8 protein-coding genes are annotated in these 12,978 nt (G+C 72.6%); 6 read left to right on the forward strand and 2 right to left on the reverse strand.

All coding sequences use genetic code 11. The features are described 5' to 3' along the window. Window positions 1–1,037 (forward strand): LacI family DNA-binding transcriptional regulator (locus tag KS423_RS07220; RefSeq protein WP_224276291.1); only part of this gene is annotated, 1,037 nt, incomplete at its 5' end. A gap of 167 nt (window positions 1,038–1,204) precedes the next feature. Next, window positions 1,205–4,549 carry an SdrD B-like domain-containing protein gene (locus tag KS423_RS07225; protein ID WP_224276293.1) on the forward strand — a complete coding sequence of 1,115 codons (3,345 nt, stop codon included), beginning with the start codon at window positions 1,205–1,207 and terminating at the stop codon, window positions 4,547–4,549. Between the two features lie 74 nt (window positions 4,550–4,623). On the opposite strand, the gene KS423_RS07230 is transcribed toward KS423_RS07225, so the two are convergent. Next, a complete protein-coding gene (locus KS423_RS07230) occupies window positions 4,624–5,832 on the reverse strand; it encodes an MFS transporter (protein WP_224276295.1) in 1,209 nt (402 codons plus the stop codon). Window positions 5,833–6,302: 470 nt separating this feature from the next. On the opposite strand from KS423_RS07230, the gene KS423_RS07235 reads away from it, so the two are divergent. Further along, window positions 6,303–7,649, forward strand: coding sequence for a dicarboxylate/amino acid:cation symporter (locus KS423_RS07235; protein ID WP_224276296.1), 1,347 nt, complete (start codon window positions 6,303–6,305; stop codon window positions 7,647–7,649). A gap of 297 nt (window positions 7,650–7,946) precedes the next feature. Here KS423_RS07235 and KS423_RS07240 read toward each other — a convergent pair whose 3' ends face one another. Beyond that, window positions 7,947–8,150: a cold-shock protein gene (locus KS423_RS07240; RefSeq protein ID WP_189920031.1), complete on the reverse strand. Its 204-nt coding sequence runs from the start codon at window positions 8,148–8,150 to the stop codon at window positions 7,947–7,949. Between the two features lie 456 nt (window positions 8,151–8,606). Here KS423_RS07240 and KS423_RS07245 point away from each other — a divergent pair, with 456 nt between their 5' ends. The 3 genes from KS423_RS07245 to mqnC all read left to right on the forward strand — a co-directional run bounded on the left by KS423_RS07245 (window position 8,607) and on the right by mqnC (window position 12,893). Next, complete coding sequence (locus KS423_RS07245; protein WP_224276343.1) at window positions 8,607–9,443, forward strand: menaquinone biosynthetic enzyme MqnA/MqnD family protein; 837 nt, start codon at window positions 8,607–8,609, stop codon at window positions 9,441–9,443. 215 nt (window positions 9,444–9,658) lie between these two features. Then, entirely contained in the window at window positions 9,659–11,413 is a 1,755-nt protein-coding gene (locus KS423_RS07250) for a serine/threonine-protein kinase (protein ID WP_224276298.1), read from the forward strand. A 259-nt stretch (window positions 11,414–11,672) separates the two neighbouring features. Then, window positions 11,673–12,893: a cyclic dehypoxanthinyl futalosine synthase gene (mqnC, locus tag KS423_RS07255; RefSeq protein ID WP_224276308.1), complete on the forward strand. Its 1,221-nt coding sequence runs from the start codon at window positions 11,673–11,675 to the stop codon at window positions 12,891–12,893. Window positions 12,894–12,978 lie beyond the last annotated feature (85 nt).

Raw genomic sequence — 12,978 nt, forward strand, 5'->3', positions numbered from 1 at the left:
AGGGGCCGCTCGGCACCTGGCCGGCCCCCGTCCGCCGGCCCACCGGGCGGGACGTGGCCCGGCTCGCCGGGGTCTCCCAGGCCACCGTCTCCCTGGTCTTCTCCGGCGCCGAGGCCGGCCGGCGGGTCTCCGAGGCCACCCGGGGACGGGTCCGGGAGGCCGCCCGCAGCCTCGGCTACCGTCCGCAGGCGGCCGGGCGGCAGCTGCGGCTCGGCCGCAGCGGGATGATCCTGCTGGCCGTGCCGAACCTCCAGGGCCCGTTCTTCGGTCGGGTGCTGGAAGGCGTCCACGAGGAGGCCGGCCGCAACGGCCTGGCCGTCGTGGTCAGCTCCGGCTGGGGCAGCGCCACCCTCGCCGAGGCCGCCACCGCCGGCCGCTTCGACGGCCTGCTGATCTGCTCCCCGGACGACAGCCAGCTCGGCGAGCTGCCCGCCGACACCCCCGCCGTCTTCCTGGACGCCGACCCCGGCACCGACCGGGCGCGTCCGACCGTCGAGCTCGACGTGGCCGGCGGGATGCGCGCCGCGGTCGAGCACCTGGCCGCGCTCGGCCACCGCCGGATCGGCCGGCTGCGCTCCAGCCACTCCGCTTACACCTTCCGGGTCCGGCAGGCCGCCTTCGAACAGGCTGTGCGTGAACTCGACCTGGACGTCGTGGAGTTGGGCGTGAGCCTGAACGACGGCCACCGGGCGGCGCGGACCGTCGCGGGCCGGCTGCTGGAGCGGGCGGACCGGCCGCGCGCGGTGATCTGCGACGACGACGTGGTCGCCTCCGGGGTCTACCAGGCCGCCGCCGAGCTGGGGCTGCGGGTGCCGGAGGACCTGTCGGTGGTCGGCATGGACAACGTCGCGGTGGCCGCGCTGCTCGCCCCGCCGCTGACCACCGTGGACCTGCCCGGCGAGGAGCTGGGCCGGGCGGGCGCGGCTGCGCTGGCGGCCCTGCTGCGCGGGGAGCGGGTGGCGCCGGTCGCGCCGCTGGCCACCTCGCTGGTGCTGCGCTCCTCCACGGCGCCGGCGCGTACGACGTCCACGAGATGATGACGTAGCGTCACCCGTTAGTGGCGTCCACCCCTTCGGATTGCTCCAATTGGGTGAAAAATACTCATTTTCTCTCGCGTCGCGCCGCCATTCGGATTAACGGAGGGTGAGATTCCGGCATGCGGACGCTCCGATCAATACCCTCACCCCCGTCCAGGACAGGCCGAATGGCCACGGCCCTGGGCCTCTTCGCGGGCACGCTACTCACCGGCACCCTCACCGCCCCGACCGCCGAAGCCGCCGTCGGCTTCACCAAGACGGTGGACAAGCCGACGGTGGCGCCCGGCGAGAACGTCACCTACACCCTGCGCTACACCTGCTCGGTGACCGACTGCGCCAACGGCCGGATCACCGACGCCCTCCCCGCAGGGATGGAGTTCGTCGGCTGGACGCCGGACGCGAGCACCGTCGACGTCGCCGGCTCGACCGTTCCGGCCGCCGGCACCCTCGGCGGCACCCTCGACATCAAGCTCCTCACCCTCACCCCGGGCACCACCGCGACCGTCAAGGTCGTCCTCAGGTTCCCCAACTTCACCACCCCCAACGGCACCAAGACCGTCAACTCGGCCACCCTGACCGCCGACGGCGAGCCCGCGCAGAACGGCTCCGCCGCCACCACCGCCGCCGTCCAGCCCGACTACAGGGTCACCAAGGGCGTCCAGACGAGCAGCCAGGACGGCCGGTCGGTCACCTACCAGTTCAGCGCCTGCTCCACCAGCGGCGTCCCCAACGTCGACCTGGACGCCGGCCGCCTGGTCGACACCCTGCCGCCCGGCGCCGTCGTCGACACCGGCCGCTCGCCCGGCTGGACCCAGGACCCGGCCGACCCCGACCGCTGGACGTTCGACATCGGCGACTTCCGGGCCGGAAACGGCCAGGCCGGCTGCCGCAACCCCGGCGTCCTGGTCGTCAACTACCCCGACCCGGCGTTCCCCAGCGGCACCACCTCCACCAACTCGGTTGTCCTGCAAGGCGACCCGCTCGGTCCCGAGGGCATGCGCGACCTGTCCGAGGCCACCGCCGAGTCCCCGACCTTCAAGCCGCCGACCACCGGCATCCAGGTCGCCGCCTCCAAGACCTGGCAGGACAAGGTCGTCTCCGGCGACATCGCCTCCTTCAGCCTCCACCCCGGCAACATCGCCGGCCCCGCCACCCGCCTGGTGATGACCGACCCGGGCAGCGGTACCACCTCCGGCCTCTACAACTGGCTGATCCCGCAGTCCATCCAGCTGGAGGCGTGGAACCCCACCGGCATCGGCCTCACCCTCCGGTACCGGCTCGACGGCGACCCGACCTGGCGGACCTTCACCCCCGGCAAGCCGTTCGACGGTTCGAGCAGCCGCCGGATCACCTTCGCCGAAGGCGCCGGCAACCCCGCGAACGACGAGCTCGGCATCCCGGCCGGCCGCCGGCTGGACGGGCTGCGCTTCGAGTGGAACGGCCCCATCCCCACCGGCTGGAGCCCCGGCAACGCCGTCCAGGTGCTCTCCCAGGTGGTCACCCCCGGCCACGACGGCCGCACCGCGCCCGGCCCGCTGCACAACTGCGTGGACGTGACCGGCACCGACGCGACCGGTGCGACCTCCTCGGCGAGCGACTGCGCCGACACCACCGTCTCCGCGGCCACCAACCTGGGCGCCGCCAAGACCACCACCTCCGGCGAGGTGCTCGCCCCCGGCGGCACCGCGACCTTCCGGGTCACCCCGTACAACCGAACCGGCCGCACCCTGGGCACCCCGCTGGTGATGTACGACCTGCTGCCGCCCGGCCTCGTCTACCAGGACGGCAGCGCCCGGCGCGACCCCGGCTACACGGGGTCCGTCGCCCCGCAGTCCGTCCGGGTGCTGCCCGGACCGGACGGCCGCCAGCTGCTCAAGCTGACCTGGCCGGCCGGCGCGCCCGACATGACGTACCTCAACGACCAGAAGGCCTACCGCACCCTGATCGACGTCCAGGTGGCCGGCAGCGCCAAGCCCGGCACCCTCACCAACGACGTGTACGTCACCACCGAGGGCGCCGAGGAACCCGTCGCCTGCTCCTACTTCGGTACCGACAGCGGCACGCCGGACACCCACGACCTCAACGGCAACGGCAACACCACCGAGACCGTGTGCCACGCCTCCTCCAAGGTCGAGGTGCAGGTCCCGGCCGTGCTGCGCTCCTTCAAGGAGGTCAAGGGAGACCTCGACCAGGACTACGCCACCACCGGCACCACCACCCCCGGCGGCGGCCTCTCCTACCGGCTGACCGTCCGCAACGACTCGCCCGACCCGGTCACCGACTTCGTCGCGTACGACAAGCTGCCCACCCCGGGCGACTCGTACCTGCTGCGCCCCGACGTCCCGCGCGGCTCCGCCTGGACGCCCTCGCTCACCCGGCCGCTGACCTCCAGCGACCCGACCGTGGCGATCGAGTACACCACCTCGCCGAACCCCTGCGTGACCGGGGCGATCACCGTGCCCGGGCCGTGCGACGCGAACGCCCGGTGGAGCACCGACTTCCCCGGGCCGGGCAACGCCACCTGGTTCAAGGTCGGCCGGCCGGGCACCCTGCCGTCGGGCGGGCTGTTCACCCTGACCTGGCCGATGGTCGCCTCGGTGGACGCCGGCAACGCCGACTTCGCCTGGAACAGCTTCGCCTACACCGCCACCGACTCCACCGGCAGCCCGCTGCTGCCCGCAGAGCCCGCGAAGGTCGGCGTCGGCGTCCAGGCGCCCGCGCCGCCGAACAACGCGCTCGGCGACCACGCCTGGGCCGACCGCAACGGCAACGGAATCCAGGAACCCGGTGAGAACGGGGTGCCGGGCGTCCGGGTGGAGCTGCTGGACGGGACCGGACAGCCGGTCCGCGAGAAGACGGGCAAGCCGGTCACCACGGTGACGGACGCGGACGGGAACTACCTGTTCGACAAGCTGCCGGACGGGGAGTACGCGGTGCGCTTCGACCTGACGACCGTTCCGGCGGACGCGAAGGTCACCGTGCGGCACGCGGGGAAGGACTCGGCGCTGGACTCGGACGCCGACCCGGCCACCGGGGTCACCCAGACGGTGCGGCTGTCGGGCGGGGCACGGGACCTGAGCCTGGACCTGGGGCTGGTGTTGGCGGATGCGCCGACGCCGACGCCGACGCCGACGCCGACTCCTACGCCGACGGACTCGCCGTCTCCGACCTCGTCGCCGACGCCGACCGACTCGCCGTCTCCCACGGGTTCGCCGACGCCGACCGACTCGCCGACGAATTCACCTTCGCCGTCGAACAGCCCGTCGGCCGGCCCGTCGAACAGTCCGTCGGCCGGCCCGACGAACGGCCCGTCGTCGAGCGAGCCTCCGAGCACGGGTGAGCCCGGCGCACCGTCGCACGATCCGCAGCAGCCGTCCCCGGGGCAGGGCGGCAGCGAGCTGCCCCACACCGGTGGGCCCGGTCTGCTGCCGGCCGTGCTCGGCGCCGCCGCCCTGGGCTTCGGCGTGCTGTTCACGGTGGTCGCCCGGCGCCGTCGGGGCCGCCACAGCTGATCACCCGTAGGTGAAGGAGAAGACTGCGCCCGCCGGCCAGACCACCGGCGGGCGCAGTCGTTCGTGGGGGTGGGTCAGCCCACCGGGACGGGCTGCGCGGTGGGGGCGAGCGGCGCCGGGTGGAACCAGCGCCGGGCACCGAACAGCAGCAGCCCGCCGAGCGCGATCCCACCCACCGCGCACAGCGCCACCGGGCGCAGCGAGCCCTCGGCGAGCTTGCCGGAGACGGCGTAGCCGAGCGAGTTGCCGGTGGCGAACAGCGTCACCAGCCAGGCGAAGGCCTCGGTGACGGTGCCGGTCGGCGCCAGTTCGGCGACCAGCACGAACGCCGCCGCCAGCAGCGGGGCCAGCATGATTCCGGAGAGGAAGGCCAGCGCGGCCATCGGGTACGGCCCGGGCAGGGCGATCAGCGGCAGGTAGGAGGCGGCCATCGCGAGGGCCATCATCCAGGTGCGGGTGGCGGTGGTCTGCCGCCACTTGACCGCGCCGTAGGCGAGTGCGCCGAGCAGGCCGCCGAGTGCCGCCAGCGCCAGCAGGGTGCCTCCGCCGCCGGGCAGGGTGCCGACGTGCTGCTCGGCATAGGCGATGAACAGCACGTTCTGCGCGCCGACCGCCCAACCGGCCCCGGCCAGTCCGACCAACAGCAGCACCAGCCCGGGGGAGCGCAGTGGCCCGAGCAGTCCGGCGGACTGCTCCCGTGCCGGGGCGCGCCAGGCCCGTGCGGGCCCGGTGGTGGCCACGATCAGCGCGCCGGCCAGTCCCAGTCCGGCGGCCACCCAGAGTGCGGCGACCGGGCTGAACAGCCCGGAGATGGCGGCGACGGCCAGCGGGCCGGCCACGTAGAGGATCTGCTGGGAGGCGGAGTCGAAGGCGTACGCGGTGTCGAGCTGCTTCTCCTCGACCACGTCCGGCCAGAGCGAGCGCAGGCAGGGCTCCAGCGGGGGCATGGCGAGGCCGGCGATCGCGGCGCCGACCGGTGCGCCGATCGCGGAGCCGGGGTCGAGGGCGAGCAGCGCGTACCCGCCGCCGGCGACCACGGCGGAGGCGAGCAGGACGCGCGGCTGTCCGGTGCGGTCCACGATCCGGCCGAGCACCGGCCCGCCGACGGCGGCGGCGATCGCGTAGGCGGAGGTGGCCAGTCCGACCCGGCCGTACGCCACCCCGGTGTCGCGCAGGGCGAGGGCGATGACGAGGGCGGTCATGCCGGCGGGCAGACGGCCGAGCAGGGTGCCGAGCAGCAGGCGGGTGACGTGCGGGGCACGGAGCAGGGCGAGGTAGCCCATCGGCGTCCTCTCCGGGTGGGCAGGCAGGGGCGGGGACGCCGCCAAAGTTATACGTATAACCGTTCAGCGGTCAATCGGACTGTCGAGTCGATCTGATGGGGCGTCAGCTTCGTTCGTGTCCGGAGTTGGGGTTCGCGGCGGGCCCGGGGTGGGCAGGGACTCTGCGTGACCTCAAACAAGTACTTTGAACATCTCAAACCTTTGCTGCTAACGTATCGGGCATGACAGCCTCAGACGCACTGCGGACGCACGGCCCGGGCCCGCTGCCCGGCGCCGCCCGCCCGTGCGCTCTGACCGGTGCTGTGGACAGCCCGCGCCGTTGTCGCGCCAAGCGCTGTACTTCCTTGAGCTGTACCGCGGCGGCACGCCCCTGACCGGGGGTCCGACCTCTTCCGTCCGGCCCCGCGCCGTGCCGCCTGCTCCGCCCCCACCTCACCGTCAGCAACGCCCTCCCCCGGAGACGCTCCCCCATGTCCACAGCGCCCGAGGCGACCTCGTCGCCGTCCGTGCTCGCCCGTGTCCGCAAGACGCCCTTCTGGGTGCAGATCGTCGCCGGCCTCGTGCTCGGTGTCGGCCTCGGCTACCTGGCCCGGGCCGCCGACATCTCCTGGCTGGCCACCACCCTGGAGACCATCGGCAAGATCTTCGTCCAGCTGCTCAAGCTGGCCGTCCCGCCGCTGGTGTTCACCGCGATCGTGGTGAGCGTTGCGAATCTGCGCAACGTGACCAACGCGGCCCGCCTGGCCACCCGCACGCTGCTCTGGTTCATGATCACCTCGCTGATCGCGGTCGGCATCGGCCTGGGCCTGGGCCTGCTGACCAGCCCGGGCGAGGGCACCAACCTGAAGACCGAGGGCCTCAAGGCGCTCGACTCCAAGGGCACCTGGATCGACTTCCTGACCGGGATCTTCCCGACCAACATCGTCGACTCCTTCGCCAAGGTGAACGTGCTCCAGATCGTCTTCCTGGCGGTCGTGGTCGGCGCGGCGATCATCAAGCTCGGCGCCAAGGCCGAGCCGGTCCTCAGGCTCAGCGAGTCCGTGCTGGAGCTGACCCAGACCGCGCTGTGGTGGGTCATCCGGCTCTCCCCGCTCGGCACGCTCGGCCTGATCGGCAAGTCCGTCGCCAAGTACGGCTGGGACCTGCTCAAGCCCTTCGCCACGCTGACCCTGGACATCTACGTCGGCTGCGCGCTGGTCCTGTTCGTCGTCTACTCGCTGGTGCTGCGCTTCGCCGCCGGGCTCAACCCGCTGCACTTCTTCAAGGGCGCCTGGCCCGCGATCCAGCTGGCCTTCGTCTCCCGCTCCTCGGTCGGCACCCTGCCGGTCACCCGCCGCGTCACCGAGCGGCTCGGCGTTCCGAGCGAGTACGCGTCCTTCTCCGTGCCGTTCGGCGCCACCACCAAGATGGACGGCTGCGCCGCGATCTACCCGGCCGTCGCCGCGATCTTCGTCGCCCAGGTCTACAACATCGAGCTGGGCATCAAGGACTACATCCTGATCGCCTTCGTCTCGGTGGTCGGCTCGGCGGCCACCGCGGGCCTCACCGGTGCGATCGTCATGCTGACGCTGACCCTGTCCACCCTGGGCCTGCCGCTGGAGGGCGTCGGCCTGCTGCTCGCCATCGACCCGATCCTGGACATGATGCGCACCGCGACCAACGTCGCCGGCCAGGTCGTCGTGCCGATCGTGGTCGCCGCCCGGGAGAAGATCCTGGACGTCACCGCGTACAACAACCCGTCCGGGGACCTGTACGACGAGGACGCGGAGCCCGCCACCGTCGCCGTTCAGGGCGGGGCGGCCCCGGCCACGGCCTGAGGTCCGGACGTCCGATCGGATGCCAGAGGGGGCGTTCGATCGACGCCATGGAAAGGGCCCTCTCCCGGTGACGGGGGAGGGCCCTTTCCGCATTCATGCGTTCCGCACCCGAACTTCATGTTCGAACTTCATGTTCGAACGCGGGGTTTGACGTTCGGGCGGATGCGTTCGAAAAGGCAGGGGGCCCGCCGGATGGGCGGGCCCCCTTGGGTACTGCTCTTGTGCTCATGGTGGCGACTGTCGGGAGCCGCCGGTGGACCCGCACGGGTCCCGAGCGATCAGATCATCAGAGGATGGTCAGACGGCGGTGACGTTCTCCGCCTGCGGGCCCTTCGGGCCCTGGGTGACGTCGAAGGTGACCGTCTGGTTCTCCTCCAGCGAACGGAAGCCGTTCGCGTTGATGGCGGAGTAGTGAACGAAGACGTCGGGGCCGCCGCCCTCCTGGGCGATGAAGCCGAAGCCCTTCTCAGCGTTGAACCACTTGACGGTTCCCTGAGCCATGCCGTTCTCCTTGCGATGCGTGTCGGGGGCCACACCGTGTGACACCCGGTCCGCTGCGCTGATCGCCCTGCCTCCGGACGTGTCCGAAATTTTTCGATATTGCTGAAAAACTACAAAAAGCCTGCGGTTACATGCTCCGCAGGCTTCAAGTACTGCAAGGGGAATCAAACTGCAACTGAGGGCAACGCTAGCATGCGGCCGCTGTGACGACCAGAGGTCACTTCCGGCGTGGAAGGCGCGTGTCGTAAGGGCGGGAGCGGGCGTGGAAAGGCTCGTCCACGGCGCGTGAGGGCGCGTCGGGTGGCCGGTGCGAGCCGCCGCGAACAGCAGGCATACGCTGCGGGGAGGCACGAACAGCAAGGGAGCGGCGCAGTGGCAGCACCGGAAGCACGAACACCGGACGCGCGGACGCGGGAGCCCCGGCAGAACACCCCGGTCAGGCCGCGAGTCGGCCACATTCAGTTCCTGAACTGCGTTCCCCTCTACTGGGGGCTCGCCAGGACCGGCAATCTGCTCGATCTGGATCTCACCAAGGACACCCCGGAAAAGCTGAGTGACCAGCTCGTCGGCGGCGCCCTGGACATCGGCCCGATCACCTGCGTGGAGTACCTGCGCAACGCGGACGACCTGCTGGTCCTACCGGACATCGCGGTCGGCAGCGACGGCCCGGTGATGTCCTGCCTGATCGTGAGCAAGGTGCCGCTCGCCGACCTCGACGGCCGCAGGGTCGCCCTCGGCTCCACCAGCCGCACCTCCGTACGACTCGCCCGGCTGCTCCTGGAGGAGCGCGAGGGCGTGCGCCCGGACTACTTCAGCTGCCCGCCGGACCTCAGCGCGATGCTCGCCGAAGCCGACGCCGCCGTCCTGATCGGCGACCCGGCCCTGCGCGCCTACCTCGGGCAGGCCGCCGACCTCGGGCTGACCGTCCACGACCTCGGCGAGATGTGGAAGGAGTGGACCGGCCTGCCGTTCGTCTTCGCGGTCTGGGCGGTGCGGCGCGAGTTCGCCGAGCGCGCCCCGGAACTGACCGCCGCGGTGCACCGGGCCTTCCTGGAGTCCCGCGACCTGTCGCTGGTGGAGGCCGCCAAGGTCGCCGAGCAGGCCGCCCGCTGGGAGTCCTTCGGCGCGGACGTGCTGGAGCGGTACTTCAGCGAGGCGCTCGACTTCTCGCTCGGCGAGCGGCAGCTGGCCGGCGTCGCGGAGTTCGCCCGACGGGTCGCGCACGACAGCGGGTTCGCCCCGGACGTCGTGGTGCGGCGGCTGGAGCCGGTGGCGTTGCCGCTGGGGTCGTAGGACGCGTTCGGCCCTGGGCTCCGTCGTGCCCCTGTTCCCGTCCGCTCCCGTCCGAGGGGCGGACGGGGCTCGGCCGGGCCCGGTACGGTCTGCACCCGAGGCGCGTCCGGCGGCCGGGCGGTGGCCGGTCGACAGCTGGCAGCTGACGGCGGCCGGTTGACGGCCGGTCGGTGGTCGGCGGGGCGCGCGTGCGAGGGCGAGGGGAGCGTGCGGGGATGCGGGCACTGGGGTCGGACGATCCGCGCCAGGTGGGCGGCTACCGGCTGCTGCGGCGGCTCGGCGCGGGCGGGATGGGCCGGGTCTACCTCGGCCGGACAGCCGGCGGGCGCACCGTCGCCGTCAAGGTGGTGCGGTCGGAGCTCGCTGACGATGCCGAGTTCCGCGCCCGGTTCCGGCAGGAGGTGGCCGCCGCCCGGCGGGTCGGCGGTGCCTGGACCGCGCCTGTGCTGGACGCCGACACCGAGGGCGCACAACCCTGGGTCGCCACCGGCTACGTGGCGGGCCCCGCGCTCGGCGACGCCGTCCGGACGTACGGGCCGCTGCCCGACCCGGCCGTGCGCTCGCTCGGCGTCGGGCTCACCGAGGCACTGGCCCACGTCCACGGGCTCGGCCTGGTGCACCGGGACGTCAAACCCTCCAACGTGCTGCTCACCCTGGACGGGCCGCGGCTGATCGACTTCGGGATCGCCCGGGCCCTGGATGCCGCCGGCGGTCTCACCCGTTCCGGTTACGTGGTCGGTTCGCCCGGCTTCATGTCACCCGAGCAGGCGAGCGGGCAGACGGTCGGGCCGGCCGGGGACGTCTTCTCGCTCGGTACCGTCCTCGCCTTCGCCGCGAGCGGCGTTCACCCCTTCGGAGAGGGGGTCAGCGCGGCCGTCCTGCTCTACCGGGTGCTGCACGAGGAACCGGACGTGGCCGGGCTGCCCGAGCCGCTGCGGGGGACCGTCCTCGACTGCCTGGCCAAGGACCCGGCCGCCCGGCCCACCCCGCAGCAGCTCCGCGCCCGGCTGGACCCGGACGGCACCGCCGCCACCCGGCTGTCGCAGGGCGGCTGGCTGCCCGCGGAGCTGGCGGCGGGGGTGGGTCGCAGTGCGGTGGAGCTGTTGGACCTGGACCTGGAACCGGACGGGGAGCCGGGGGCGGTGGCTTCGGGCGGGGTGGCTTCGGATACGAGTGCTTCCGGTGCGGTGGCCTCCGGCGCGACGGCTTCCGGTGCGGTGGTCGGTGCGATGCGGACGCCGACCTTCGTGTCCGGGGTCGGGCCGGAAGGGGAGGGGGACCACCTGCCGCTGTGCGTCGGTGTGTGGGACGGACCCGCGAAGGCGCGGCCGCGCAGTGCCCGGATCGCGGTTGCGGTCGCGGCGGCGCTCGTGGTGCTCGGGGGCGGTGGGTACGGGCTGTACGGGTGGCTGCACCGGGCCGAACCGGCGGTGTCGGGGCCCTCGCCCGGGCCGCTGCCGGAGGTGTCCGTCGATCCGGGCCGGGCCGTCCTGCCGAGCGGGGCCTTCTCCTCCGGGGTGGCCTCGGCCTCCGGCGCCCCCGGGAGCGCGACGGCGTCCGGCCCGGGTGCGGCGCCGCCCGGGACGGGCGGGCCGAGCATGGTGCCCGCCGCCTTCCTGGGCACCTGGAGCGGGGACATGGTCACCGACAAGGGACTGCCCGGCGGGACCACCACGCTCACCATCCGTCCGGCGGCGGTCGGCCAGGAGAGCACCACCAGCCGCAACGCCGTCTCCGGACTGCTCCCGATCAGCTGTGAGGGAGCCTGGACGCTCAAGTCCGCCTCCGCCACCGAGCTGGTGTTCCAGTCCCGGCTGGTCCGCTCCTCGATCCCCGGTGCCTGCACCGGCGGCTCCGACGCGGAGACCCTCACCCTCCAGTCCGACGGGACGATCCGTTTCACCTCCGCAGACCCTCCGGCCGGGAACCCGGCCGGCACGATGCGCAAGGCGAACGGAACGGGCGGCTGAGACGTTCGGCCGGGGCGTCCGACTGTGACGTTCGGCCGGGGCGCCTGACTGTGACGTTCGGCCGGGGCGCCCGACCGGGACGTTCGGCCGGGGCGCCCGACCGGGACGTTCGGCCGGGACCGGCGGCTCGGGCGCGGTCCGGAGACCGCCCGGGGGCGGCCCGTGCGCAGTTCAGCGGGCTGACGCGGGCGGCGGAATGTGCTGGCGTAGGCTGGTTCGGCCGTACCCGAGTTGCACTTGAGAGAGAGAAGGCCGCCAGGTGACCGAGCTCGCAGCGACCACCCTCGATGCGTCCAGCACCGACCTGAAGGCCGTGCTCGACCGGGCCGCCGCCGGTGGTCGGATCACCCCGGAGGAGGCGCTGGAGCTCTACCGCTCGGCGCCGCTGCACGCGCTCGGCTCCGCCGCCGACGCGGTGCGCCGCCGTCGCTACGCGGGTACCGAGCACATCGCGACGTACATCATCGAGCGCAACATCAACTACACCAACGTCTGCGTGACGGCGTGCAAGTTCTGCGCCTTCTACGTGCCGCCGAAGAGCGACAAGGGCTGGTCCCGCGAGCTCGACGAGATCCTGCGCCGCTGCGCCGAGACGGTCGAGCTGGGCGGCACCCAGATCATGTTCCAGGGCGGTCACCACCCGGACTACGGCGTGGAGTACTACGAGCGCGCGTTCTCGGCGATCAAGGCCGACTTCCCGCAGCTGGTGATCCACTCGCTGGGTGCCTCCGAGGTCGAGCACATGGCGCGGATCTCGGGCGTCTCCGTCGAGGAGGCCATCACCCGGATCCACAAGGCGGGCCTGGACTCCTTCGCCGGCGCCGGTGCCGAGCTGCTGCCGGAGCGGCCGCGCAAGGCGATCGCCCCGCTGAAGGAGTCCGGCGAGCGCTGGCTGGAGATCATGGAGATCGCCCACGGCCTCGGCGTGGAGTCCACCTCCACCATGCTGATGGGCACCGGCGAGACCAACGCCGAGCGGATCGAGCACCTGCGGATGATCCGCGACGTGCAGGACCGCACCGGCGGCTTCCGGGCGTTCATCCCGTACACCTACCAGCCGCAGAACAACCACCTGAAGGGCTCGACCCAGGCCACCGTCTTCGAGTACCTGCGGATGATCGCGATCGCCCGACTGTTCCTCGACAACGTCGCCCACATCCAGGGCTCCTGGCTCACCACCGGCAAGGAGGCGGGCCAGCTGTCGCTGCACTACGGTGCGGACGACCTCGGGTCCGTGATGCTGGAGGAGAACGTCGTCTCGGCGGCGGGCGCCAAGCACCGCTCCAACCTCACCGAGCTGATCCACCTCATCCGGGCCGCCGACCGCGTCCCGGCGCAGCGCTCGACCACCTACGAGCACCTGCGGGTGCTGGACGACCCGGCCAACGACCCGGTCGACCCGCGGGTCGCCTCGCACATCTCCTCCACGGCGATCGAGGGCGGCACCGCGCACCCCGAGCTGAAGATCCTGGACAACTGAGTCCCCTTCCTCTGCGGCCCCTTCCCGTGGGGCCCTTCTCGTGTCGGTGTCGGTGCCGGCGGCGGTGTCGCTGATGCCGTTGCCG

It is taken from the genome of Streptomyces sp. LS1784 (genome assembly GCF_020103755.1).
In the GTDB taxonomy this organism is placed as follows: Bacteria; Actinomycetota; Actinomycetes; order Streptomycetales; family Streptomycetaceae; genus Kitasatospora.

Bases quoted from the DNA above. Each gene is read 5' to 3' on its own strand.
- KS423_RS07225 (WP_224276293.1), top strand. From the start codon at position 1,205: ATGGCCACGGCCCTGGGCCTCTTCGCGGGCACGCTACTCACCGGCACC.
- KS423_RS07230 (WP_224276295.1), bottom strand. From the start codon at position 5,832: ATGGGCTACCTCGCCCTGCTCCGTGCCCCGCACGTCACCCGCCTGCTG.
- KS423_RS07235 (WP_224276296.1), top strand. From the start codon at position 6,303: ATGTCCACAGCGCCCGAGGCGACCTCGTCGCCGTCCGTGCTCGCCCGT.
- KS423_RS07240 (WP_189920031.1), bottom strand. From the start codon at position 8,150: ATGGCTCAGGGAACCGTCAAGTGGTTCAACGCTGAGAAGGGCTTCGGC.
- KS423_RS07250 (WP_224276298.1), top strand. From the start codon at position 9,659: ATGCGGGCACTGGGGTCGGACGATCCGCGCCAGGTGGGCGGCTACCGG.